General features: G+C 38.2%; 22 protein-coding genes and 1 tRNA gene. 11 read left to right on the forward strand and 12 right to left on the reverse strand.

The annotated features are described in order from the left end of the window. Positions 1-3: 3 nt before the first annotated feature. From EMTOL_RS07025 to EMTOL_RS07045, 5 genes are all read right to left on the reverse strand, one after another. Complete coding sequence (locus tag EMTOL_RS07025; protein ID WP_015028579.1) at positions 4-618, reverse strand: c-type cytochrome; 615 nt, start codon at positions 616-618, stop codon at positions 4-6. A gap of 21 nt (positions 619-639) precedes the next feature. Continuing rightward, a complete protein-coding gene (locus tag EMTOL_RS07030) occupies positions 640-1161 on the reverse strand; it encodes a DUF3341 domain-containing protein (protein WP_015028580.1) in 522 nt (173 codons plus the stop codon). Positions 1162-1188: 27 nt separating this feature from the next. After that, positions 1189-2568, reverse strand: a complete 1380-nt coding sequence (gene nrfD, locus EMTOL_RS07035; RefSeq protein ID WP_015028581.1) for an NrfD/PsrC family molybdoenzyme membrane anchor subunit — start codon at positions 2566-2568, stop codon at positions 1189-1191. Between the two features lie 62 nt (positions 2569-2630). Beyond that, the gene (locus tag EMTOL_RS07040) at positions 2631-5684 is read right to left on the reverse strand and encodes a TAT-variant-translocated molybdopterin oxidoreductase (RefSeq protein WP_015028582.1); all 3054 of its coding nucleotides are present in this window, start codon (positions 5682-5684) and stop codon (positions 2631-2633) included. Positions 5685-5765: 81 nt separating this feature from the next. Beyond that, positions 5766-7007 (reverse strand): c-type cytochrome, encoded by a 1242-nt coding sequence (locus EMTOL_RS07045; RefSeq protein ID WP_015028583.1) that lies wholly within the window; start codon positions 7005-7007, stop codon positions 5766-5768. A gap of 440 nt (positions 7008-7447) precedes the next feature. Between EMTOL_RS07045 and EMTOL_RS07050 the strand changes: the two genes are divergently transcribed. Together EMTOL_RS07050 and EMTOL_RS07055 are read left to right on the forward strand one after the other, a co-directional pair. Further along, entirely contained in the window at positions 7448-8326 is an 879-nt protein-coding gene (locus tag EMTOL_RS07050; protein ID WP_015028584.1) for a DNA-3-methyladenine glycosylase family protein, read from the forward strand. 49 nt (positions 8327-8375) lie between these two features. Further along, positions 8376-8738 (forward strand): CoA-binding protein, encoded by a 363-nt coding sequence (locus EMTOL_RS07055; RefSeq protein WP_015028585.1) that lies wholly within the window; start codon positions 8376-8378, stop codon positions 8736-8738. Between the two features lie 31 nt (positions 8739-8769). Here EMTOL_RS07055 and EMTOL_RS07060 read toward each other — a convergent pair whose 3' ends face one another. Beyond that, complete coding sequence (locus EMTOL_RS07060) at positions 8770-9438, reverse strand: YdcF family protein (protein ID WP_015028586.1); 669 nt, start codon at positions 9436-9438, stop codon at positions 8770-8772. A 116-nt stretch (positions 9439-9554) separates the two neighbouring features. Here EMTOL_RS07060 and EMTOL_RS07065 point away from each other — a divergent pair, with 116 nt between their 5' ends. Beyond that, the gene (locus EMTOL_RS07065; RefSeq protein ID WP_015028587.1) at positions 9555-9860 is read left to right on the forward strand and encodes a YtxH domain-containing protein; all 306 of its coding nucleotides are present in this window, start codon (positions 9555-9557) and stop codon (positions 9858-9860) included. A 68-nt stretch (positions 9861-9928) separates the two neighbouring features. On the opposite strand, the gene EMTOL_RS07070 is transcribed toward EMTOL_RS07065, so the two are convergent. Beyond that, the gene (locus EMTOL_RS07070; protein WP_015028588.1) at positions 9929-10339 is read right to left on the reverse strand and encodes a hypothetical protein; all 411 of its coding nucleotides are present in this window, start codon (positions 10337-10339) and stop codon (positions 9929-9931) included. A gap of 180 nt (positions 10340-10519) precedes the next feature. Between EMTOL_RS07070 and EMTOL_RS07075 the strand changes: the two genes are divergently transcribed. The 3 genes from EMTOL_RS07075 (at position 10520) to EMTOL_RS07085 (ending at position 12686) form a co-directional block, all read left to right on the forward strand. Next, positions 10520-11299: a TIGR00266 family protein gene (locus tag EMTOL_RS07075; protein WP_041693453.1), complete on the forward strand. Its 780-nt coding sequence runs from the start codon at positions 10520-10522 to the stop codon at positions 11297-11299. A 144-nt stretch (positions 11300-11443) separates the two neighbouring features. Further along, complete coding sequence (locus tag EMTOL_RS07080; protein WP_015028590.1) at positions 11444-12280, forward strand: sugar phosphate isomerase/epimerase family protein; 837 nt, start codon at positions 11444-11446, stop codon at positions 12278-12280. A gap of 115 nt (positions 12281-12395) precedes the next feature. Continuing rightward, positions 12396-12686, forward strand: coding sequence for a hypothetical protein (locus EMTOL_RS07085; RefSeq protein WP_015028591.1), 291 nt, complete (start codon positions 12396-12398; stop codon positions 12684-12686). 10 nt (positions 12687-12696) lie between these two features. Here EMTOL_RS07085 and rnhB read toward each other — a convergent pair whose 3' ends face one another. The 3 genes from rnhB to pyk all read right to left on the reverse strand — a co-directional run bounded on the left by rnhB (position 12697) and on the right by pyk (position 16327). Then, complete coding sequence (gene rnhB / locus EMTOL_RS07090; protein WP_015028592.1) at positions 12697-13272, reverse strand: ribonuclease HII; 576 nt, start codon at positions 13270-13272, stop codon at positions 12697-12699. Between the two features lie 39 nt (positions 13273-13311). Continuing rightward, positions 13312-14664, reverse strand: a complete 1353-nt coding sequence (locus EMTOL_RS07095) for an MATE family efflux transporter (protein WP_015028593.1) — start codon at positions 14662-14664, stop codon at positions 13312-13314. Positions 14665-14875: 211 nt separating this feature from the next. Then, the gene (gene pyk, locus EMTOL_RS07100) at positions 14876-16327 is read right to left on the reverse strand and encodes a pyruvate kinase (RefSeq protein ID WP_015028594.1); all 1452 of its coding nucleotides are present in this window, start codon (positions 16325-16327) and stop codon (positions 14876-14878) included. A gap of 510 nt (positions 16328-16837) precedes the next feature. Between pyk and EMTOL_RS07105 the strand changes: the two genes are divergently transcribed. Beyond that, a complete protein-coding gene (locus EMTOL_RS07105; RefSeq protein WP_015028595.1) occupies positions 16838-17980 on the forward strand; it encodes a 2-isopropylmalate synthase in 1143 nt (380 codons plus the stop codon). An 85-nt stretch (positions 17981-18065) separates the two neighbouring features. Here the strand turns inward: EMTOL_RS07105 and EMTOL_RS07110 are convergent, their stop codons facing one another. Beyond that, positions 18066-20951 (reverse strand): FAD-binding and (Fe-S)-binding domain-containing protein, encoded by a 2886-nt coding sequence (locus tag EMTOL_RS07110; RefSeq protein ID WP_015028596.1) that lies wholly within the window; start codon positions 20949-20951, stop codon positions 18066-18068. Positions 20952-21107: 156 nt separating this feature from the next. Here EMTOL_RS07110 and EMTOL_RS07115 point away from each other — a divergent pair, with 156 nt between their 5' ends. Further along, a complete protein-coding gene (locus tag EMTOL_RS07115; protein ID WP_015028597.1) occupies positions 21108-21407 on the forward strand; it encodes a helix-turn-helix domain-containing protein in 300 nt (99 codons plus the stop codon). A gap of 43 nt (positions 21408-21450) precedes the next feature. Here the strand turns inward: EMTOL_RS07115 and EMTOL_RS07120 are convergent. Continuing rightward, a tRNA-Met gene (locus EMTOL_RS07120) sits at positions 21451-21523 on the reverse strand. Positions 21524-21633: 110 nt separating this feature from the next. Between EMTOL_RS07120 and era the strand changes: the two genes are divergently transcribed. The 3 genes from era (at position 21634) to der (ending at position 25164) form a co-directional block, all read left to right on the forward strand. Continuing rightward, positions 21634-22542, forward strand: coding sequence for a GTPase Era (gene era, locus EMTOL_RS07125; RefSeq protein WP_015028598.1), 909 nt, complete (start codon positions 21634-21636; stop codon positions 22540-22542). Positions 22543-22620: 78 nt separating this feature from the next. Further along, positions 22621-23523 (forward strand): EamA family transporter, encoded by a 903-nt coding sequence (locus tag EMTOL_RS07130; protein ID WP_015028599.1) that lies wholly within the window; start codon positions 22621-22623, stop codon positions 23521-23523. A gap of 330 nt (positions 23524-23853) precedes the next feature. Next, the gene (gene der / locus EMTOL_RS07135; protein ID WP_015028600.1) at positions 23854-25164 is read left to right on the forward strand and encodes a ribosome biogenesis GTPase Der; all 1311 of its coding nucleotides are present in this window, start codon (positions 23854-23856) and stop codon (positions 25162-25164) included. The last annotated feature ends 112 nt before the right edge of the window (positions 25165-25276 follow it).

Below are 25276 nucleotides of genomic sequence, written 5' to 3' on the forward strand. Positions count from 1 at the left end.
ATATTAGTTACCTAATTGCAATCTGTGTACGTAATGAACAATTTTCCAACGCTCTTCTGGGTTCACTTGTGAAGCGTGAGCCCACATACGACCTTTACCAAAAGTAATTACGTGGTAAATATGTCCATCATTCATGTTTTTGTAAGCGTCAGCAGCATAGTTTGGAACCCCTTTATAAACTTTTCCAACTGGGCCATCACCTGCACCTTTTTCGCCATGACAGTGTAAACAGTTTCTTTCGTAGAGAACTTTTCCTTCCTCTTCAACTTTATCTGACCATGGAATTGGGTTTTTCAAAACTGCTTCTGCAACTGCGATACTATCTTTTGGTAAGTTATAAATCATCAAATCATTTACAACTGTACTATCATCTTGTAAAAATGAAGTATGATAGTTTGTACGAGCAACAGTACCTTCAACAGGAGAACGCATATTTTTTCCATCTGCGTTGATATTATTCTCTCTCCATTGTGTTAGGGGCTCGTATGCACGAGAATTGTACATATTAGGAGCAAATTCCCAACCAGTACTATTATTATCTTTGCATGAAGTCAAGGCAACTGTTGAAAAAGATGCGATTGATAATGCAAGCGAAATATTTTTTAATGAAACCTTCATCTTGAAATTCTTTGAATTGATTTATACTTCTTTCACATTTACTTCTGAAGCACCTGAATCTTTCAACAATTGTGAAATTTCAGCCTCTGACAATTTATTTTTAGCAAGGTCAATGGCTACTACAAATTTATCATCCGTACTTCTTGCGTCAAATATGATTGGTTTAGCAGTTGGGCCCATATCTTCAAGGTAGAAGAATGTAAATGACATACCAAATGCCGCTAAAAGAACAGTAAGCTCAAACATAATCGGCACGTTTGTTGGGAATGGGAAGAAATTCTTTCCACCAACATTAATCGGCCAGTCAACGCCCATTGTCCAGAATGTAAGAAGTAATGCACAGCAAGTACCTGTCATACCAAACAAGAAAGCCGCAACTCCCATTCTTGGGAAACTATAACCTAACGCTCTATCAAGTCCGTGTACAGCAAAAGGCGTATATGCTTCATGAATTTTAACACCTTGGTGTCTAATGTCTTCAACAGCATGAAGTAACTCATCTCCATCGTCAAAAACTCCTACTAAATATTTGCTATCTGCCATTTTATATGAATGGTTAAAAAATCTTTATTAAACTGTTGTTTTCTTTTTCTCTGGATATTTTTCTGAAGATGACTTCAATACAGATTTTACTTCTGCCATGTTAATAACTGGTAAGAACTTAGCAAATAAGAAGAATGCTGTAAAGAATAATCCGAAAGAGAAAATATAGTCAGAAATATCACCCAAACGTGGAGTAAAGTAAGTCCAGCTTGATGGTAAGTAATCACGGTGTAATGAAGTAACAATGATTACGAAACGCTCAAACCACATACCGATATTTACAACTACAGCCATAATGAAAGATACAAGAATGTTTTCGCGGATTTTCTTGAACCAGAATAACTGTGGAGAGATTACGTTACAAGTCATCATCGCCCAGTATGACCACCAAAGTGGACCAGTTGCACGGTTAATGAATGCATATTGTTCGTATTCTACGCCAGAGTAAGCAGCAATAAAGAACTCAGTGATATAAGCGATACCTACTACCGATCCAGTAAGTGTGATGACTTTATTCATCAATGAGATATGCTCAAGTGTTACATAATCTTCCATTTTGTAAACAACTCTTACTACGAGCATCAAGTTTTGCACCATTGCAAAACCAGAGAAGATCGCACCCGCAACGAAATACGGAGGGAAGATTGTTGTGTGCCAGCCCGGAATTACCGAAGTAGCAAAGTCAAAAGATACGATTGTGTGTACTGAAAGTACTAGAGGAGTTGATAAACCTGCTAAAATCAAAGAAACGTCTTCGTATCTTGCCCAAGCTCTTGCTCCACCTGTCCAGCCGATTGCCAAAGCACCATAAATTTTCTTACGGATACCAGTTGCACGGTCACGGATTGTAGCTAAATCTGGAATTAAACCAATATACCAGAATAAACAAGAAACTGAAAAGTATGTCGAGATTGCAAATACGTCCCATACCAATGGAGAGTTGAAGTTTACCCAAAGTGAACCAAACACGTTTGGTAGTGGTAAAGCCCAATATGCTAACCAAGGACGGCCCATGTGCATCACGATAAATGAAGCCGCACAAATTACGGCAAAGATTGTCATCGCTTCAGCAGCACGGTTGATTGAAGTTCTCCATTTCTGGCGGAATAATAACAATACGGCTGAGATAAGTGTACCTGCGTGACCAATACCTACCCACCATACGAAGTTGGTAATATCCCACGCCCAACCTACTGTTTTATTGAGACCCCACACGCCAAGACCTTCCCACCATGTCCAGAAAACCCACGCAGCACCATAAAGAAGTACTAACACTGAAATTCCGAAAGCAACTTTCCACTCCTTGGTTGGTTGACCCTCAACCTGCTTACAAATATCTTCGGTTACATCGTGGTATGACTTACCATTTAGTACCAAAGTTTCTCTTATTGGTGAAACTACATGCATAGTTTTATTCTTTTGAGATATTTATTTTTAATTTTCTATTTAAACTTTTAACTAAGGCTATCTTATGAATGATGAGCTTCTTTTTTCTCAGCATGAGCTGCTTTTGCAACGCCATCCTTGTTACGGATTTTTGTCAAGTAGTTCATTTGAGGTTGTACGTTGATTTCCTCTAATACGTGGAATGCACGACCTTCTTTCTCTACCGCCAAGATTTTTGAGATTTCTGAATTTTCATCAAGCATATCACCGAAAGTGATAGCATTAGTTGGACATGATTGAGAACATGCTGTTTGGATTTCTCCATCAATTGGGCGACGACGCTCTTTCTTCGCTGCTAACTTACCAGCTTGAATACGTTGCACACACATTGAACATTTCTCAATTACCCCACGAGAACGAACTGTTACATCTGGGTTCAATACCATACGACCTAAGTCGTTGTTCATATTGAAATCGAAGTTGTCGTTTTCGAAGTATTTAAACCAGTTGAAGCGACGTACTTTATATGGACAGTTGTTTGCACAATAACGAGTACCTACACAACGGTTGTATGTCATTTGGTTCAAGCCTTCTGAGCTGTGAGTAGTAGCCAATACAGGACATACAGTTTCACAAGGAGCATTTGAACAGTGCTGACACATCATTGGTTGGAATACAACCTCTGGGTTCTCAGCAGCAATTTCTAACTCTCTATAACCACCGATGATACCTTTTTCAGCTAAAGCTGCGTCGTGCTCCATTTCAGAGCTATAGTAGCGGTCGATACGAATCCAGTGCATCTCTCTTGCACGAGCTACCTCAGCTTTACCTACTACTGCTACGTTATTTTCTGCTTGACAACTTACTAAACATGAGCCGCAACCTGTACAGCTGTTAAGGTCAATAACCATACCCCAGCTGTGGTTTTTCTTCTCATGTCCATTCCAAAGTGTAATTTGATACGGTGATTTTTCGCCTTCTGATGTACCAATTTTCGGCTCATAACGTCCAGCTTTTACATCTTTCACATACTCCGCTAATACTGATTCTTGAACAACCGCTCTACGGCCCATCACAGTATTGTGCGTTTGTGTTTGTGCTAATGTATAACCACTCTTAGTTTTTTCTATTTTAACATCACTTGCCCAATATTGTCCGTTAGCAACCCAAGGGAAAACATTTGCACCTGTGTTACCTGCTTTTCCAGCAGCTGTACGGCCATAACCTAAAGCAACTGAAATAGTTCCATTTGCTTGGCCTGGTTGAATTAATACTGGTAATTCGATTGAATTACCTCCTACTGTAGCCTTTGCCCAATCACCTTGCTCAATTCCTAATTCTTTGGCTGTTTTTTGAGAAACCGCAATTACGTTTTCCCAGGTAACTTTAGAAATTGGATCTGGCATTTCTTGTAACCAAGGATTGTTTGCTTGTGTTCCTGTTCCAAGACCTACTGATTCGTAAATTGAAACTTCGATACCAGCACCTTTTACTTTAGCAATGGCTGCAGCAGCTTCATCAACATTTCCTGCGAAACTTGCTCCAGTAGCGGCGGCTCCAGCAGCTGGTTCGTAGATACCATCGTGCAATGCTTGAACCCAAGACTTGCCATTCAAGATATTCTTAGTCCAGTTAGATTTTAGATAAGCGTGATAATCGCTGTTCAAGCCAGCCCAAGTTAAGAGACTTGATTGTGCTTGACGAGTATCGAAAATCAATGAAATTGTTGGCTGAGTAAGAGAGAAGAACCCTTGTTTTGGTTCTGCGTCGTTCCATGACTCTAGATAATGAGGAGCAGGAGCGATGTATTTACATTTTGAAGCTGTTTCGTCAGCACGGTCTGCAAATGAAACCGTTGTTGATACCTTTGCAAGAGCCTCACCTAATTCTTTACCTTTAGAATGGTCATAAACTGGGTTCGACATGAAGATTGCAGTGCTAACACTTCCTGATTTTACTTCTGCAATAAAGGCGTTCATTTCAGCATCATTACCTTGGCGGTAATTTACTGGTGTGCCTAAGTCGATTGTTGTGCCGTAGCTTCCTAATAAACCGTTGATTGCGTTAACGATTGTTTGTACAGCTGGGTCGTTTGAGCCAGATACAACCAATGCAGCACCTTTAGCAGCAATAAGGTCTTTCGCACATTTATCTAAATTTTGCGTTTCAACAGCAGCACCACCAACAGTTTTGCCACCTAAAGCAGCAGCAACTTTGTTGTAAAGAGCAACTGCAACCGCACCTTCTTGAGAAGGCTTAATCATTCCTCTGTAGTCGGCAGATGCACCAGTAATTGTCAAACCAGTTTCGAATTGATAATGACGAGACATCGTACGTTTGCCATTTTTACCACTATTCAATTTACGAGTAGCAGCCCACTGACCAGCAAATGTATTTGGAGCAATCCAAGTACCTAAGAAATCGGCGTTGATACCAACGATTACGTTAGCTTTGCTGAAATCGTAAGAAGGAATAACCGCTTTGCCAAATGAAGTAGCATTTGCTTGAACAATTGCATAAGATGAATTAGCATCATACGTAACATGTTTTGCAGATGGGTATTTAGCAACAAAATCAGCGATTACCTTTTTAGTAGTTGGAGAAAGAATTGTATTTGTAACGATACGGATATTTCCACCTTTAGCTAAAGCAGCTGTGATTTCTTTATCTAACTCTTCCCACTTTATGTTTGAAGAACCTTTTTTAGGCCCTTTCAATTTTTCATTATCATACAAGCTCAATACTGAAGCGTGTACTCTTGCACTTACAGCACCTTTAGTTACAGATGAAAGTTTATTTCCTTCAATTTTAATCGGACGACCTTCACGTGTTTTTACTAAAATGCTACAATAATCGCCATCCTCAGCGTAAGTAGAAGCATACCAGTTTGGAATTCCTGGCTCTACGCTTTCTGGCTTATTTAAGTAAGGAATAGCCTTACGAACTGGAGCGTCGCAAGCTGCCAAAGAAACGGCAGCTACACTAAAGCCTAACACTTTCAAGAAGTCACGGCGATGAGTAGGCTCAACAGTCTCGATATCATCTAAATTAAACTCACGATTGGCATTTTGTACAAACCCAATGTCGTTTTTCAACTCCTCAACCCCTTTCCAATACTTTTTATTAGTATTCTCCATAGTATCCTAATTCCTGATAGGAACTTTATTTAATGTTATGAACTTTCTTCAGAATATAATATAATTGATAATGAGCAGGTATTAGTAGTGACATTTCGCACACTCCAAACCACCGTTATCTTGAACTTTCATGGCACCTTTGCTAACTGCATTGTGAGCTTCCATTAACTTAGTATAGTAGCCATTGTCCTTTCCGTTAACTTCTGTCTTGCGGTGACAGTCGATACACCAACCCATTGTAAGGCTTGAGCGTTGTTGAACAACTTCCATTTTCTCGATTTCGCCGTGGCAATTTTTACACTCTAAACCACCAACATTTGTATGTTGTGCGTGATTGAAGTATGCTAAATCAGGAAGGTTGTGTACACGTACCCACTCGATTGGCTTATTATTCTCGATTGCTGCATAAATCTTTTGGATTTCTGGCGACTCACGCTTGATAGCGTTATGACAGTTCATACAGATATTTGCTGAAGGAATACCTGATTGCTTACCTTTATAAACACCTGTGTGGCAATACGCACAGTTGATTTTCATTTCGCCAGCGTGTAATTTGTGAGAGAAAGAAATCGGTTGTTTTGGAGCATATCCTTGATGAACACCAATTCCGTACATACCATCGAAAGTTGCTTTTGTTGCTAATAAAATAAACGCCCAAACAATAGCCGAACGTACAGTTTTATTAGCTGCGATGTTTTTAAGGTTTGCTTGTAGTTTTTCTCCGAATGAAAGAGAAGCTTCTCCAGATTCAGCACCTGACAATCTATTCAATAATTGTAAGATACCTAATAAAGCTACTAAAACAAGGCCCATGATAACTAACAATGATACCAAAATAACATTGATAAATTTACCACCACCTGTTTCGGTTGCCGCTGCTGGAGCTGCACCACCCGCAGGAGCTGCTGCCGCTGCTGGAGCTGCACCAGCAGACTTAACGTAAGCTAAGATTGCTTTTACTTCATTATCACCAAATGCACCGAAAGCAGTCATTTGGGTTTTATTAAATTTAGTATAAAGGTCATTAGCGTATTTATCGCCACTGGCAATTACACCCATTGGATTGTTAATCCATTTCTTAATCCAAGCATAGTCTCGACGTTCTTCGAGTCCTGCTAAACCAGGCCCAACTACAACTTCTGCCGTAACAGCGTGACACTGTGCACAATTATTTTTGAATAACTCTTCCCCTTTCGCTACATCTCCACCACCAGCAGGGGCAGCAGCCGCAGTCGAGGTACTATCTTGTGCCGTTGCATGACTGAAAGCTATGCTTACAACAACAGCAAGAGCTAAAATTGACTTATAAAATTTACGAATCATATTTATATATAAATGTAGTATCCCTACTTTTTCAGACTGCAAAACTACGCTATGAATGTTTTCAATCAAATAGCTTTTGTCATTTTTTTTATAGCTATTTGTAATTTAGAATAGTTTTAAATAAATACATAAAATACTGACAATCAGCTATTTATAGAATAAAATCATTCACGACTAAACATAATTTAATGAATGTGGAATGGTATTTTTGCAAGAATATACAGCAAATTGGAACGTAAGAAGGTTCGACAGTGTTGGATTTTTCTTGTTTTATACCCCTATCACAAAGGTAAATGATTGATATCAGGTTTACAAATCAATTACAATAGCGATGGTCATTTTTTGATAAAAAATCCCACAAAAATTAGCAAAAATCAGATTGAACTAATCATTAATTTTTCTCTTATTTTGCAGAAAAATCTACAAAAAACTACCCAAAAATGCAAGTTTTAAGCCCTTTTACGGTATTTAATCATGAACAGATATTAAAGTTTCTTAATCGAAACGAACGAGAATGTTTACACAAAGTAATTGATAAAGAGGTATTTAGAGTTATCCGATTTCAAAACGAACTCATTTTATTCTCAATTCGACTAGAGGGTAATTTGCAAATATCAGTCCATAATATTCCGAGTAAGCAAGAAATTGCTGAAGCGATTACAAAATATGTAAAACAATGGTTTGACTTAGACACAAATCTTGAAGCTTTTTACCAATCAATAGAAGCTGATACTATTTTATCAAAACTTTGTCAAAAATATCATGGATTAAGACTAATCGGCATGCCTGATTTATTTGAGTCATTGATTTGGTCAATTATTGGCCAGCAAATCAATCTTACATTTGCTTATATACTCAAAGAAAGACTCGTACATAATTTTGGTGAAAGTGTAGATTTCCATGGTCAATATTTCTATGCTTTACCCACACCTCAACGCCTTGCACAATTAAGCATTGAAGATTTAAGACCACTACAGTTTAGTACTCGAAAAGCTGAATATATTATTAATATTGCCAAGGCATTTGCGGAAGGGCAATTTTCGACAGAAAAACTTCAAAATCTGAGTTTTGATGAAATCAGAAGTGAACTTATAAAAATCAAAGGAATTGGTAATTGGACAGCCAACTATTCGATGATGAAAAGCCTACGCTATTATGATGCATTTCCCATTGAAGACGTTGGTCTTCAAAATGCTGTAAAAAACCACTATCTACTTGATAGTAAACCAACTATGATACAACTAAACGAAATGGCAAAACATTGGAAAGGCTGGAAGGGATACGCTACTTTCTATTTCTGGCATTCGTTATTAGAATAAATGGTGAACTAAATTTTTGAATTTGTGATTTATTAGAAAAACACAAAAAATGAGTAAAAAAACATTAGTAATTGGAGCCTCAACTGACCCGAGTAAATATGCTTTTTTAACTGCCAATAAATTGGTCAGTCATCAACAGGAAATCGAACTATTAGGAATAAAAGAAGGCGTAGTTGCAGGTAAAGAAATTAATACAAACAAAGAAAAGTTTGAAGATATTGATACTGTAACGCTTTATGTTGGACCAGCCAAACAAAAGGAGTATTTTGATTACATTGCAAGCTTGAAACCTCGCCGAGTAATTTTCAATCCGGGTACAGAAAACCCTGAATTTGAGAATTTTCTAACCGAAAAAGGTATCGAACCAATTGAAGCATGTACTTTGGTTATGCTATCTATTGGTCAATACTAAAAATACTTAAAGCGAAGCAGAATGGTGAATCCTAATTTGCCATTCTGCCTACAAAACCCAATTCAATGAGTTTTTCATAGGCGGCCCAAACTTCTTCAGGAATATCCATTGCTACTAAAAATCCTTTTTCGGGGTAAACTTTTAATCTTTGTAAGTCTCCTGTCATATTACTTATCACACGTTCTTTACTGATATTATTTTCAGCACATTTTGCTATATAATCATCGTAGGTATCGGGGGCAGCCACTGAAATAAAACTAAATTCTGCAAATTGCACCAAAGCCGTGGCATAGGTTCGGCGTACCATATATGGCTTCTGAACAAGTATAAAGTTTTTGAAATCAAATCCTTTTTCCTGTAAAATCTTACGTGTACAAGAGAAATTCTCTCCTGTATTAGTTGCTTTATTATCTAAAATAATTGCCTCTGCTGGTACACCTGCTTCAACTGCTATATCAAAAAAAGCATTTGCTTCTGACTTGGGTGTAATATTTCGGAGTTCACCAATTGGACGAATTACTCCACCTGAAAAAATAATATATTTTGCCCATCCCTCTTGAAAAAGCTGAACGGCATAATCGGCCACGCTGGGATCATGGCTACCTAAAACAAAAATAGCATCAGCTTTTTGAAGCGGATGTTTCAAGAAATGATAGTCATAGAGAATCTCAGCGTAGTGATCAACAAGGTTTTCGTCCATTTGCATATAAAATTTACCTATCGGCAAAATTATCGAATATTACTCAAATTTCTTTGATACTTTCATGCCTGAATTTCGTCAGAGGTTCATTATTAAACACATAAAATTCAATTCAAATGGTCAATGCAAAACATTTAGCAACATTCGTACTCGGAGCAGCAGCGGGTGTAGCACTTCATAAATATTTACAAACCGAAGAGGGAGAAAAAGCATTAGAAGATTTAAAGAGCAAAGCTGGGCAATTTAAAGATGAAGCCGAACAGGCCATTGATAAAGCTCCAGAATACTTCGAAAAACTAAAGACAGAAGCTGCAACAGCCCTAAAGGATAATTTCCCTGAGGCAGAAGCATTCTTACAAGATTTGTTCAATAAAGCTAAAGCAGCTACAAATCCTCCTTCAACCGAAGAAACAAAAGCATAATTTAGTGGGGCGAAGTTCTTTCTTCGCCCTTTTTATTTCTATGGAAAATTGAAAGATTACAATTTTTTTTACAATTTCTTTACTGTTGTGCTCACTTTATAATCATTTTGATTAATTGAAGTAGCATTCTTCGGGTACGGCAAAACATCGGTTATTTCTACTTGATATTTCACGCCGTTAATATCAACTGTTGTATTGATTGGTTTGGCTTCAAAGTCAATCGAACTATCTTTTGACACGCCCTTATCTGTTATCGTAAAAAATACTCTTGCCATTCCTGCCCAAATACACGTAGTATTTTGAGGGCACCGACTATCTTCTACTTTCGTTACTTTAATTTTTACTCCTTCTTGAAAAGTGAGTTCAGTATCAAAACTTAACTCAACTTTCGAAGCTAATGGCGGTAGAGTATCATCTACACCCATTTCTTTTGCACAAGCTACTAAAGCCAAAAAGCTCATTATAATAATATACTTCATAAAGGTCTCGTTTTTTTACTTAAGATACTTATAGACATATAAAAGTTGGAAGGTTTCTTTCAAATACGCTCAAATTTAACCTTTCTACCCGCTGAAGTGTGCGTTTGTGTAGATTTTTTTGAAACATTTAAGCATAAACCCTATATTCGTCACATCAATCTTAAAACAAAAATATTTGTCATGCGTTCTCACGAAATTGATTACAAAATTCACGGCGAAGACATCCAAATCGTCGAAATAGAACTTGACCCAAATGAAACTGTTATCGCTGAAGCTGGTTCAATGCTTTTCATGGAAGACGGTATAATGTTTGAAACCAAAATGGGTGATGGCTCACAGCCACAACAGAGCTTATTCGGGAAATTACTACAAGCCGGTTCGAGAGCTTTAATGGGAGAGTCTATTTTCATGACACACTTCACAAACCGCTCTGGTATCAAAAGAAAAGTAGCATTTGCTGCACCTTATCCCGGAACAATTAAGCCTGTAAATTTGGCGAATATTATGGGAAATACGCTTATCGTACAAAAAGATGCATTTTTGTGTGCTGCTATGGGTACAAGCATTTCGATTCATTTTAACCAACGCCTTGGTGCTGGTTTTTTTGGTGGCGAAGGCTTTATTCTTGAGAAAATCCAAGGAGATGGCATGGCGTTTATTCACTCAGGTGGGGTTGTTATTGAACGTCAACTGAATAACGAAACCTTAAGAATTGATACTGGTTGCGTAGTCGGTTTCGAACCTCAATTACAATTCGATATCGAACGCTCGGGTAGCTTAAAATCAATGGTATTTGGTGGAGAAGGTATCTTTTTAGCTACACTACGTGGAACTGGTAAAGTTTGGATTCAATCCTTGCCAATTTCTAAACTTATTCAACGCTTGAGTCCTTATGGCGGAAATTCTACCAAAGAAAGTGGCTCGGTATTGGGTGGATTAGGAAGCTTATTTGAAGATTAATTCGAGCAAAATAATCAAAGTAAAAATAAATGGTGGCGACTTTCTCGAAGGTCGCCATTTTTAATTGGTCAATTCATTATAATTTTCTCAGAAATCCATTAAATTGCCTCGTCTTATTACTAATATTCAACCTTAATTACGACAATGATTATCAATCGCAGAAAATTTTTACAACAATCTGCCTCTTTCGCAGCCTTGGCTTTAATGACCAACGAACTACAAGCGAAAGGAACGCTCAAACAATTTGGCTGCCAGCTTTATAGTATTCGTGATGTTTTGCCAAAAGACCCGAAAAACTACATGAAGCAATTGGCCGATATGGGTTATAAATATTTTGAAAGCTATTCGAAAGACCCATTTTGGGGCATGGCACCTAAAGATGCGAAAGCTTATTTAAGCGATATTGGTGTACAAATGGTGAGCACGCATTTAGGTCTTCCTGATACAAATGAAGAAATGATTGCTAAATGTGCCGAAGGTGGCCTGAAATATGTCATTTGTCCAGCTATTGGTATGCAACCATCTGCCGATGCTTGGAAGCAAAAAGCAGAAGCATTTACTAAAAATGGAGAAATCTGTAAAAAATATGGATTACGTTATGGATACCATAACCACGCATACTCATTTCAAAATGCCAATGGAATTAAAGGTCAGAGAATTTTACTCGAAAATACCGACCCATCAATTGTATGTTTTGAATTAGATATGTGTTGGAGTGAGGCCGCTGGTGAAAACAGTATCGAACACCTAAAACAATATGGTAATCGTTATGAGTTGTGCCATATCAAGCAGCTTGCAACGAAAGACCCAAAACCACAACAAACCGACCTAGAAAAAGGTATCATCGACTATAAGAGCTTACTTCGTGCAGCCAAAGATAGCGGAATTAAGTATTTCTTGGTTGAGCAAGAGCAATATCCAATCGGGCCAATAGAAAGTATGAAAAGTGATGCTATTTATCTAAAAGATTTGAAATTCTAATCGCCCTTTTCAACTCAATAATTTTACCAAAAATCCCACAAGAAATATTAGTTTTATAATATACTTGTGGGATTTTAAGTCTATTCACTAACCTAATTAATATTTACTTCAAAATATGAAACTTGCATCCATAATTGTCAATATCATAGCTATCATTGGCTTTATTCCTTCGGTTTATATGGCTTTGTTTTCACCGATGCTTTTCGACTCCGGAGCCACTACCCGCACATGGATACTCTTTTCTTTAGTTGTATCCATTCCAGTTTCCATCCTAATTACTCAAATTATTTCTTGGATTTTATTCTTCAAAGGAAATTATACTTGGGCCTTAGGCATGGGCTTAACGCCACTAATTTTCTTGATACTACTAGCAATTATGTTTATGATTTCTGAAAGTTTAACGTAAGCTTTCGCAATCATTCACTTTTAAAGGTAAGGCGGTGCAAAGGTGTAAAACCATGCTCTTTAATTGCTTTTTTGTGGAAAGGTGTTGGATAACCAGCATTTTGTTCCCAACGATAATAAGGATATTTTTTAGCAAATTGACCCATGAGGTCATCTCGATAAGTTTTGGCTAAAATTGAAGCCGCAGCAATTGATAAAAACTTTGCATCGCCTTTTACGATACAAGTATGAGGAATAAGTGGATAAGGTGTAAACCGATTTCCATCAATCAATAAATGTTCGGGGCGAAATGAAAGTTTTTCAACAGCCCGATGCATAGCTAAGAAGCTAGCCTTGAGAATATTAATTTGGTCGATTTCTTCATTCGAAGCCTCAGCTACTGCAAATGCAATCGCATCACGTTCAATCTCGGTGCGTAGCTTCACCCTTTGCTCGTGCGATAGTTGTTTAGAATCATTGAGCCATTCGTGCGTGTAATCTTTAGGCAAAATCACAGCCGCAGCCACCACGGGCCCTGCTAAACAACCTCGGCCAGCTTCATCTAAACCTGCTTCTATGGCATCAATATTATAGTATGAACGGAGCATCTTTAATCTAATAAATTAACCTTGAAGGTATAATACACTTTATTCAACCTTCATTTTTTTAATCAAATAATAAAACCGCACAGTAAGTAAAATTGCCGAAGCGGTTAGCCCTGCCAAAAGCCCAATCCAAATACCAATGGCGTCCATATTGAAACGAAAAGCTAATAAATAGCCCAATGGCAAAGACAAAACCCAATAAGCAAACATCGTTATCCAAGTAGGAATATTTACATCTGAAATACCTCGAAGAATACCCAAAGAAACTACCTGAACGCCATCAGAAAGCTGAAAAACAGCCGCCACAAACATCAAGTCAATAGCAATGGCAATTACTTCATTATCAGATATATACAACTCTACGAAGAAACGATTAAAAAGCAAAATTAATAACATCATTGACGCCATAAATGCAATGACCAAAAGTAAGGCAACATTACCCGAAAGTCGGATTTTTGATAAATCTTTTAAGCCTCTGCCTTCACCTACACGAATACCACCAGCAATACCCAATCCCGAAGCCATCATGTAAGTGGTAGAAGCCACATTGATAGCAATTTGATGGGCAGCTAATTGATTTTCACCCAACCAACCCATCATAATTACCGCCAACGAAAAGGCCGCAATTTCAAAGAAATATTGTAGCCCGCTCGGCACGCCAATCTTGAAAATCAATGCAACTAAATCATTTGTTTTCAGCGATTTGTACTTGCTATGAAGGTATTTTTTAAAGGCTTTTGTTTGGAACAAATAAAATAATAAGGCCAACATCATCAGTATCCTTGTAATGAGTGTAGAAGTGGCTGAGCCAATTAAACCCATTTTCGGGAAACCCCAATATCCATTAATTAAAATAATATTGAAAATCAAATTTAGTAATAACCCAAAAAGCGTGATAATCATGGCCACGTACGTACGCGAGAGACCATCAGAAAGCTGCTTAGTAGCTGCAAAGACAAACATAAAGGCATTGGAAACTACAATAATCGCCATAAATGCGGGGGCTTGGGTGTTAATTTCGGGCGATTGCTGGAATATCTCGAAACAATAGATACAAAGCAATCCAACGAGTCCTAAAATTAAACTAAACCAAAGAGCCACTTTAATACCTGCTCTGAATAAGCGATTAATTTCAGGAATATTTTTCTCTGCTTTTGCCTTCGAGATTAAGGGTGCAACCACCGATAAGCCCCCCATGCCAATAGAGGCAATTAGAAAAGAAAGAGAATTAGCGATTCCCGCAGCTCCCAAACCAATTTTCCCAATGTATCGACCTACCATAATGTTATCAGTCACACCCATTAACACAACGCCCAATTGAGCAATAACGATGGGCAAAGCCAATAAAAAGGTTTTCTTGATTTCTTGTTGGTATTGTTGCGAAAAAAGCGACATAAAGATTTTGATAGAGTGTAATGCGGCTGCAAAGGTCGGAAAATTTTATTCAAGAAGTAGCACAACATCAACTTTATAGTAACTTGGTATATTAGCATTACTGAGGATGCATATAAAGCCCTACTCTTTCACCTCGCAAAAAAACAAAAAAGTCTTTCTCAATATAAGAAAAAGACTTTTTTGTAAAATTATGAGAAAAAGAAGGCAAGTATTACTCTACCTTACTTAATTTCACAGTATTCGTAAGGTTATTATCTTGTAATGGTAAACTCAAAGTATTAATAAATAAATCTCCTTTTTGAAGTTCGCCTTCTGCAATCAAGAAATCTTTAATTGTATCTACCACTTCTTCAACGTTTTTGCCTTTCATTTCTTCAACCAAGAAAGTTTTTACGCCTGAGTAAAGACTCAATTGTGTAGAAAGCTTTTCGTTATTTGTAAAAATGAATAAACTCGCTTTCGGGCGGTGGTGAGATAGACGGAATGCCGTATAACCAGAAGCCGTAATACCAATGATAGCCTTCACTTTCAAGTCACGAGCTAAACGACAAGCAGTCATTACCACGTTATCGTTTTCTTTTTGGTCAGAAACATAATTATCTTCCGTTACACGTGTATGATGACGGAAATACAATTTCTTTTCATCAGCCAATTCTTCTACCTTCAAAATGGTATTTACCATTGTTTCTACGGCCAAAATTGGGTATTTACCCGATGCACTCTCTGCACTAAGCATTACAGCATCTGCACCATCAAGCACTGCATTGGCAACATCACCAACCTCAGCACGTGTTGGGCGTGGGCTATCAATCATACTTTCAAGCATTTGGGTTGCCACAATAACTGGCTTAGCCGCCAAGTTTGACATCTCAACCAAACGCTTTTGAATCATTGGTACATCTTCCGATGGTAATTCTACACCCAAATCTCCACGAGCAACCATGATACCATCACTGGCATTTACGATTGCTTCCATATTGGTGATAGCTTCTGGCTTCTCAACTTTGGCAATAACCTTAGCTGATTTACCTTGTGCTTTGATATAACTTTTAATTTCTTCGATTTCCTCAGCCGTACGCACAAAAGAAAGAGCTACCCAATCAACATCATTTTCTAAACCAAACTTAAGGTCTTCCCAGTCTTTGTCTGTTACTGAAGGTTGAGAAATATTAGTATTCGGAAGGTTTACACCTTTCTTTTGCTTTAACAGACCGCCGTAAACAACCTCTGTGATTACATCAGTACCATCTTTTCCGATTACTTTTACTTCTAATTTACCATCATCCATCAAGATTCTTTCACCTACTTTTACATCATTGTACATGCCTTTGTAAGGGGTACTCACTCTTTCGGCATTACCAACGATATCATCACTGGCGAATCTCAATTCATTTCCTGGGAAAATTTCAACTCCATCATTACCACTCTCCATCAAACCAATTCTGATTTTCGGACCTTGCAAATCTTGCAAGATGGCACATTTGAAGCCATGCTCTCTATTAATTTTACGAATACGGTCAATACGAATTTGGTGGTCGGCGTGCGTTCCATGTGAGAAGTTCAAACGGAAAACATTTACACCAGCTTTTGCCAATGCCAATAACATTTCTTCGCTTTCGGAAGCTGGTCCGACAGTTGCTACTATTTTGGTTTTTCTTTGCATAGGTGAAATAAAATTTTTCTTCGGCTTAGGAATTGTGCAAAAATACTAACTATTAGTGAGAATTGCAGAATATTTAGCACAGAATGGAGCAAGGAAATTTTAAAAAAGATTTAACTTATTGATTATCAAACTAATACACAACCTTTATCTTACTATTAAATCTGGTTTAGAAATCAAAAAAGTATCACAAAACTCAATAAAGTAGATTTTTCGAAGGTCTTTAGTATTTGCCTCAACTTAGAAAAGCCATATTCAGCGTATCGTTTTTTTTGAAAAAAAATTGTTTTTTTTTGACAAAAAAAAATATTTACCTAAATTTGTATCAATAAAAAAACAAAAACCATTGAATCATTCGTCAATCGCAATTTCACTTCTCCTTCTACTCAACCAGTCGGTGTGAGAAACGGAGACTTTGTATATACGAAAGCCCTTTCTTAACACATGTGAGAAAGGGCTTTTTTGTGAATTGTTGACACAGTACTCACTTAACCAACATTAATCTCATTAGAAATGAGCGAGAAAATTTATGTCTTTGACACTACTTTGCGAGATGGCGAGCAAGTACCGGGTTGTCAGCTAACAACCGAGGAGAAAGTAATGATTGCTAAAGAACTCGAAAAGCTGGGTGTTGATATAATCGAAGCAGGATTTCCAGTATCGAGTCCTGGCGATTTTCGTTCGGTTGTAGAGGTTGCTAAAGCCGTTACCGAGCCAACAGTCTGTGCATTATCGCGTGCTGTAAAAGGCGATATCGATGCCGCTGGCGAAGCTCTAAAAGTAGCAAAACGCCCTCGTATTCATACGGGAATTGGAGCATCTGACATCCACATCAAACATAAATTTAATAGTAGCCGTGAAGCAATTATCGAACAAGCGATTGACGCCGTGAAATATGCTCGAAACCTTGTGGATGATGTTGAATTCTACGCCGAAGATGCTGGTCGTGCTGATTTAGAATTTTTGGCAAAGTTGACTGAAAGTGTTATCAAAGCAGGAGCTACCGTAGTGAACTTGCCTGACACAACAGGATATGTTTTACCAAACGATATGTACGACCGCATCAATTATTTGATGAATAATGTACCAAACGTTGACAAGGCGATTCTCTCGATGCACAACCACAATGATTTGGGTATGGCAACTGCCAATACAATTGCCGGAATCAGAGCGGGAGCACGCCAAGTAGAGGTAACAATCAATGGTATTGGTGAAAGAGCTGGAAATACTTCATTGGAAGAGGTAGCCATGATTTTGAAAGTTCATAAATCAATGGGTTACCATACTAATATCAATAGCGAAATGCTATTTCCGATGAGTAATTTGGTTTCGCAAACAATGCGTATGCCAGTACAAGCCAATAAGGCTATTGTTGGACGCAACGCTTTTGCTCACTCGTCGGGGATTCACCAAGATGGTTTCTTGAAACATACCGATACTTACGAGATTATTAGCCCACAAGAAGTTGGTGTTCCGAAATCTTCAATCGTATTGACCGCTCGTAGTGGTCGCCACGCCTTGAAACACCGCCTCGAAATGTTAGGTTATAAGCTTGAAAAACCAGTTTTAGACGATACATATAAGCGTTTCCTAGACTTAGCCGACCAAATCAAAGAAGTAAATGATAAGGATTTGGTGAAGTTGATGAGAGCTTAATTTTTTAATGTATAATTGAGAATGGAGAATGAATAATGCCGAATAAGACATTATCAATTCTCCATTTTTCATTTTCAATTATTAATTAAATCAACGCTTCATACAAAATTTCAGCTGGGTGTTGGGCGATTCTGCCTGTTCCGTCTTTAATCTGGTGGCGACAACTTGTGCCAGGTGCAGCAATAATTACATCTTCTGCCTGTTTTCTGATAGTCGGAAAAAGCACCAACTCTCCTACTTTCATCGAAACTTCATAATGCTCGGCCTCGTAGCCAAATGAACCCGCCATTCCACAGCAACCCGATGGAATTAGGTGAACTTCATAATTTGCAGGCAAAGACAAACTTTTCTTAGTAGGCGTAAGTGACGATAGTGCTTTTTGGTGGCAATGTCCGTGCAGTTTTATTAATCGTTTTTCAGTCGAAAAGGCTTCTTTTTTGATATTTCTTCGGTCGATTTCTCGGGCAAACCATTCATCAAATTGAAAAGTGTTTTTAGCGATTTTTTCGGCAGCATCTCTTAAATCTTGCGGAACAAGTTCCAGATATTCATCTCTCAAAGTCAAAATTGCCGATGGTTCTATTCCAATAATTGGCGTATTTTCCGACACAATATTTTTTAGCAACTCAACATTTTTGATAGCTATTTTCTGAGCTTCACGCACCATTCCTTTTGATAAATACGTGCGTCCACTTTCTAAGTGATTTGGTATGATTACCTCATAACCAAGTTTTTGTAATAATAAAATCGCTTTTTTACCTACTTCTACATCATTAAAATCCGTAAATTCATCGCAGAAGAGATAGACCTTTTTATCGTTTTTTGGGGAAGGTTGCTTGCCAAACCATTCTTTCAGTGTCGTGCTATGCAATAACGGCATTGTACGGTCAGGATGAAAACCTACCATTCGGTTGGCGATTCGGCGAGTGGCTTCGGTTTTGAAAATGAAATTATACGCCCACGGAGCAATCGAGGCCAGTTTCATTTGCTTGGTAAAAGTACCAATGAGTTTAGAGCGGAACGGAACGCCTTTCGTATCATACGTTTTCTGCAAAAACTCTGCTTTCATCTTGCCCACATCCACACTCGAAGGGCATTCTGATTTGCAACCTTTGCACGACAAACACAAATCAAGCACTTCTTTTACACTTTCCTGCGTAATAGACTGCTCATTGGTGTAATATTGCCTCAAAACATTAGCTCTGGCACGAGTCGTATCTTTTTCACTGCGAGTGGCCATATAACTTGGGCACATGGTTCCGCCCGTAATTTCAGTTTTTCGACAATCGCCCGAACCGCTACATTTTTCGGCAAGGCGTAGAATACTTTCTTGTTTCGAGAAATCAAAAATGGTTTGATGTTTTGGCGTTGGTTGGTCGGCCTCGTAACGCAAAAACTCATTCATTGGCGGAGAATCTATGATTTTGCCTTGATTGAAAATGCCTTTTTCGTCAAACATTTGCTTTACTTCTCTGAAAAGTGCGTAGTTTTTTTCACCCATCATAAACGGAATAAATTCTCCACGCAAACGCCCATCACCATGCTCGCCCGAAAGTGAACCGCCATATTTTTTCACCAAAACAGCCGTTTCGGCTAAAATTGTTCGAAAAAGCTGTCGCCCCTCAGAAGTTTTCAGATTCACCATTGGTTCTACGTGCAACTCACCCGCCCCTGCGTGGGCATACATTGAATATTGCACATTGAGTTTTTTCAGTAAAACCTCCAAATCTTCGATGTAGGCTGGTAAATCTTGTGGGTCAACGGCACAATCTTCAATTAAGTTTACACACTGAGTATCACCTTCGAGGTTTCGGAGTAAGCCTAAGCCACCTTTTCGTACTTCCCAAGCCTTTTTGGAGTCATCACCGAGCAAAATTGGGTGAGCGTAGCCCAAATTCTTTTCTTTGAGAGCTTTTATTAAGTTTTCGGCTTTTTGCAGTAGGCCTTCTTTAGTTTCATCAAAAAATTCAACCATCAAAATGGCTTTAGGCTCGCCTTCGATGAAAAATCTGTTTTTAGCCTGTTCGATATTGGTTTTGGTAAATTCTAAGATAAAATCATCGACCAACTCAGAGGCTGAACAATTGTGTTCAAGAGCCACTAAATTGACCAAAAGCGATTCGTTGAGCGTATGCGTATGCACAGCTACCATACCTACTTCTTTCGGTGGAAGGTCGAAAAGTTTCAGTTTTGCTTCAGTAACAAAGCAAAGCGTACCTTCTGAACCTGCAATTAGTTTGGATAAATTCAGTTGCTCAACATTTAGTAAGGCATCCAAAGCATAGCCTGTATTTCGGCGTTTTACGTTGGCTTTCGGGAAGCCTTGTTTTATGGCTGTTTGATTTTCAGGATTGTTGATGAGTTTATCAAGACTTTGATAAATTTTACCTTCAAGGGTTTCTAATTTACATTTTTCTTGAAAAGATTTTTGGTCTAAATCACCGAAAACAACCTCGCTACCATCTGATAATAAAGCTTTTACCTCCAAAAGATTATCACGGGTTGCTCCCCAAATAATTGAGTGAAGTCCGCACGAATTATTGCCAATCATGCCTCCAATCATGGCTCGGCTCGATGTCGAGGTTTCGGGACCAAACATTAGTCCGAAGGGTTTCAGATAAGCGTTGAGGTCGTCACGAATGACACCTGGCTGCACTCTTACCCATTTTTCGGCTTGGTTTACTTCGAGGATATTGATGAAGTTTTTTGAAATATCAACCACCAGCCCATTTCCGACCACCTGCCCAGCCAGAGAAGTACCCGCAGCACGGGGAATAAGTGTAATTTGCTCATTATCAGCAAATTTGATGAGTTTTTTTATATCATTTACAGTCTTGGGAATGGCCACAGCCAAGGGTTCTTCTTGATAAACCGAGGCATCGGTCGAATAGACTTTCTTTAGGGCTTTGTGGGTAGTGGTATTTTTGAAGTAGAGTTCGCCTTCAAATTCGCTCTGCAACGCATCAAACATATAATCAGTATTTTTTACCCCAAAATTGGGGAAGAAAAAGTAGATTTGCTATGAATTGAGGGAGAAAAAAGTAGATTAGTTTTGACACCTGATTTTGCGTTAGAAACTATAATAAATTAGTATATTCACTAAAATAATTTAATTTGTTAATATGAAATGGCATTATTAGATAACCTATTAGCAGAAATAACACCCGAAGAGCAAGCTCGTACCGACCGTAAAATGCGTATTGCTTCAATTATTGCCGATACACTTGTAGAAAAGGGTATGGCAAAGAAAGATTTTGCCCAAAAAGTAGGTAGAAAACCTTCTGAAATAACAAAGTGGTTGAGCGGTAGGCATAATTTTACGCTTGATACCCTCACCGATATTGAGCAAGTCCTAAAAATCAAATTAATAACAGATAAACGTAAGGCAGCAGCACAAAAACAGGTTTTGGGTGGCTTGAGGGCGTAAACGACTAAAAACAAAAAAGGAAGACTTATGAGGTCTTCCTTTGTAGCGGGAACAGGACTCGAACCTGTGACCTTTGGGTTATGAGCCCAACGAGCTGCCAACTGCTCCATCCCGCGATGTTGTTCCGTAATTGGACTGCAAAGGTACGAGAAGTTTTCACAATAAAAAACTATCTTTGTAAAAATTTTCAAAAAACACGATTTTTTTTCGTCGTGGCTATAAAACAATGATGGAAGATAATATTTCGCCCGACCATAAGGCTGGGTTTATAAGCATAGTAGGAAAACCCAATGTCGGAAAATCGACCTTGATGAATATCTTGGTTGGCGAACGCCTTTCGATTATCACCTCGAAGGCCCAAACAACTCGCCACCGCATCATGGGCATTGTGAATGGTGTGCAAAATGGCACCGATTTTCAATTGGTTTACTCCGATACCCCGGGCATCATCAAGCCAGTTTATGAATTGCATAAATCAATGATGCACTTTGTACATGGCTCGCTCGAAGATGCCGATGTGATTTTATTTGTGACTGATATTTTCGAAAAGCATGATGAAGATGATGTAATCGAAAAACTCCAACACGCCAATATTCCGATATTGCTGATAATCAACAAGATTGACTTAGCCACGCCTGAGCAAATCGAAGAAAAAATCAATTATTGGAAAGAAAACTTTAAGGCTTTAGAGATTATTCCAATTTCAGCACTTCAGCAGCAAAACGTTGAGGGACTTTTGCCTAAAATTGTAGATTTACTACCAGTTCATTACCCGTACTTCCCGAAAGATGAACTCACTGATAAGCCTGAGCGTTTTTTTGCTGCTGAGATTATCCGTGAAAAAATCTTTACTAACTATACCAAAGAAGTTCCTTATAGCTGCGAAGTAGTAATTTCTAGTTTCAAGGAAAAAGAGGATATGATTGTGGTGAGTTCTGAGATTTACGTTGAACGCACCACCCAACGTGCCATCTTGTTGGGGCATAAAGGAGAACGTATCAAAAAAGTAGGAATTGAGGCTCGCCAAGAAATGGAAAAGTTTTTTGGAAAAAAGATTTTCTTGGAACAGTATATCAAAGTTGAGCCAGATTGGCGAAATAAACGTCAGAAATTGGAGCGATTCGGCTATGAATGATATTTCTTTACCACGGAGGCACGAACGGTTCTCGGTGGCAAATAACGCTTAATAAAAATACATAACTATCAAGAAATCATGTTTTATTTAATATTAAGTATCATATTTTCAGTTTTGCTACTTACAAACTTCCGTTTGTATCCAAAATATAACATTAGCACTTTTCAGGCAATTGCGTTTAATTACCCAATTTGCTTTCTGACAGGGCTGGCTTTAATGCCCAAGGAGCAAAGTTTTGAATTAAATTTTGCCGAAAACTGGACATTCTACGCTTTGATACTGGGCGTTGGTTTTATCATAACATTCTTATTATCAGGCTATTCCACTCAACGAATGGGCATGACGGCCACTTCTTTGGCCAATAATATTTCGTTGGTGATTCCTGTACTTTGTAGTTTGCTTATTTTCAAAACGCAAGGGCGTGCCTTTGATGAGCTCAATTATCTTGGTTTGGCTTTGGCGTTGGGAGCTGTTGCACTCAGTACATTCAAAAAAAGCGATGAAAAAGTTTCGGGCAAAGGCTTCGATTTTCTTTTGCCAGTGGCCGTTTTTTTGATGTATGGTGTTACGAATACTTCTATTAACTACTTGAATATCAACTTTATCAAATCGGCCGATAGAACTGTTCCTGTAACTTTGGTAATGGTTTTAGGGGCAATTATTGCAGGATTAGTAGTTTTGGCCATTCGAGTGATTCGTGGACAAGAAAAAATTGAAATGAGAAATGTTTTGGCCAGTATCACGCTTGGTGTACCTAATTTTCTTTCGTTTTATTTCTTGATTTTGGCTCTTACGGCCTACGGCAATAGTGGAGCTTTTGTGTATCCGCTTTATAATATTGGGGTTATTTTGGTTTCGGCTTTGGTGGCGTTTATTTTCTTCAAGGAAAAGCTAACTACGCTGAATAAAATCGGACTTTTATTGGCTATTTTAGCCATTGGACTGATTTCTTGGCAAGATATTGCTGGACTTTTTAATTGATTTCTTCCAATAACAGAAACTCAGATACTTTAGAGTCAAATCAACTTACTGATAATCAATAGGTTTCTGAGTTTTTTATTCGTATCTTTGCACCCCTTTTAGGAGAGTGTCAGGTTTGACTCGTGAAAGTAAACCCTTTGGGCACTTTTGGGGTTTCCTACTCTTCCTGAATGGTTTTTAATTATTTTTTCACAGTTCTTTCGAGACTTTTTATTGAAAGATTTTTATTAAAGCGTTAGCCTACATACACTAATTCTTTGGTAAATTAAGCATCGAAAGAATCACTGGATTTACCGCTTTTGAAAGAAAGCGATAATTTTGATTAATGATATGGCAAACATTGTTGCAATTGTGGGTCGACCGAATGTCGGCAAATCTACTCTTTTTAACCGCCTGATTGAGAGCCGTGTGGCTATCACCGATAATATGCCGGGCGTAACGCGTGACCGCCACTATGGACACGCTGTTTGGACTGAAAAATACTTCACTGTTATTGATACTGGTGGCTACGTAGTTGGCTCAGAAGATACATTTGAAGGAGCTATCCGTGAGCAAGTTGAGATTGCGATTGATGAATCTTCAGTTGTACTTTTTGTAGTTGACACCATGACTGGTTTGACCGATTTAGACAAAGAATTTGCAAACATTCTTCGTCGTTCGAAAAAACCTGTTTTTGTAGCAGCTAATAAAGCCGAAACGTTTGAACGCCATCAGACTGCTGCCGAATTTTATGAATTAGGTTTAGGTGATGAGGTTTTTCCTATTTCGGGTGCTGATGGAAGTGGTACTGGAGAGTTGCTTGATGCAATCGTTGCGAAATTTCCGGATAGTGGCGAAGAAAACCCAAATGAGGGTATTCCAAGAATTGCCATTTTAGGTCGCCCTAACGTAGGAAAATCTTCATTTTTGAATGCTCTCACTGGAAAAGATAGAAGTATCGTAACTAATATCGCAGGTACTACTCGTGATGCTATTGATACCCATTACAGACTTTACGGTAAAGACTTTATTTTAACCGATACGGCAGGAATCCGTAAAAAGGCGAAGGTACACGATAACATTGAGTTTTACTCAACGCTTCGTTCAATCAAAGCCTTAGAAAATTCTGATATTTGTGTGGTATTGTTAGATGCTTCACAAGGCTTAGAATCTCAAGATGTGAGTATTATCGCTCACGCACACAATGCAAAAAAAGGTATTGTATTGATGATTAATAAGTGGGATTTGGTGGAGAAAGACTCTAAAACTGCCGATAAAATGAAGAAGGAGATTCTTGAAAGATTAGCTCCGATGAATTATATGCCTGTAGTTTTTGCTTCGGTTTTAGAAAAACAACGTATTTTCCAAGTAATCGAAAAGGTGATGGAGGTTTATGAAAATAAAACCAAGAAAATCACTACTTCGAAGCTTAACGAAACTATGTTGCCGATTATCGAAAACACGCCCCCTCCGATGCTGAAAGGTAAGCAAATTAAGATTAAATATTGTGTGCAAGTACCTACACCCTCACCAACGTTTATCTTCTTCTGTAATCTGCCGCAGTATGTGCAAGACTCATACGCTCGTTTCTTACAAAATAAACTTCGTGAAAACTTTGGTTTTGAAGGCCTTCCAATTACGGTATTCTTTAGAACTAAGTAAGATTGGTTAATGATTAATGGGAAAAAATTTTTATTAGTGGGAATGGTTCGATTGGATAAAAAAAATCCTCGTTTCGGCGAGGATTTTTTTTGTATCAAGCTTCGTTATTTAT

Origin of the sequence: Emticicia oligotrophica DSM 17448 (assembly GCF_000263195.1) — a bacterium.
Classification (GTDB): Bacteria; Bacteroidota; Bacteroidia; order Cytophagales; family Spirosomataceae; genus Emticicia; species Emticicia oligotrophica.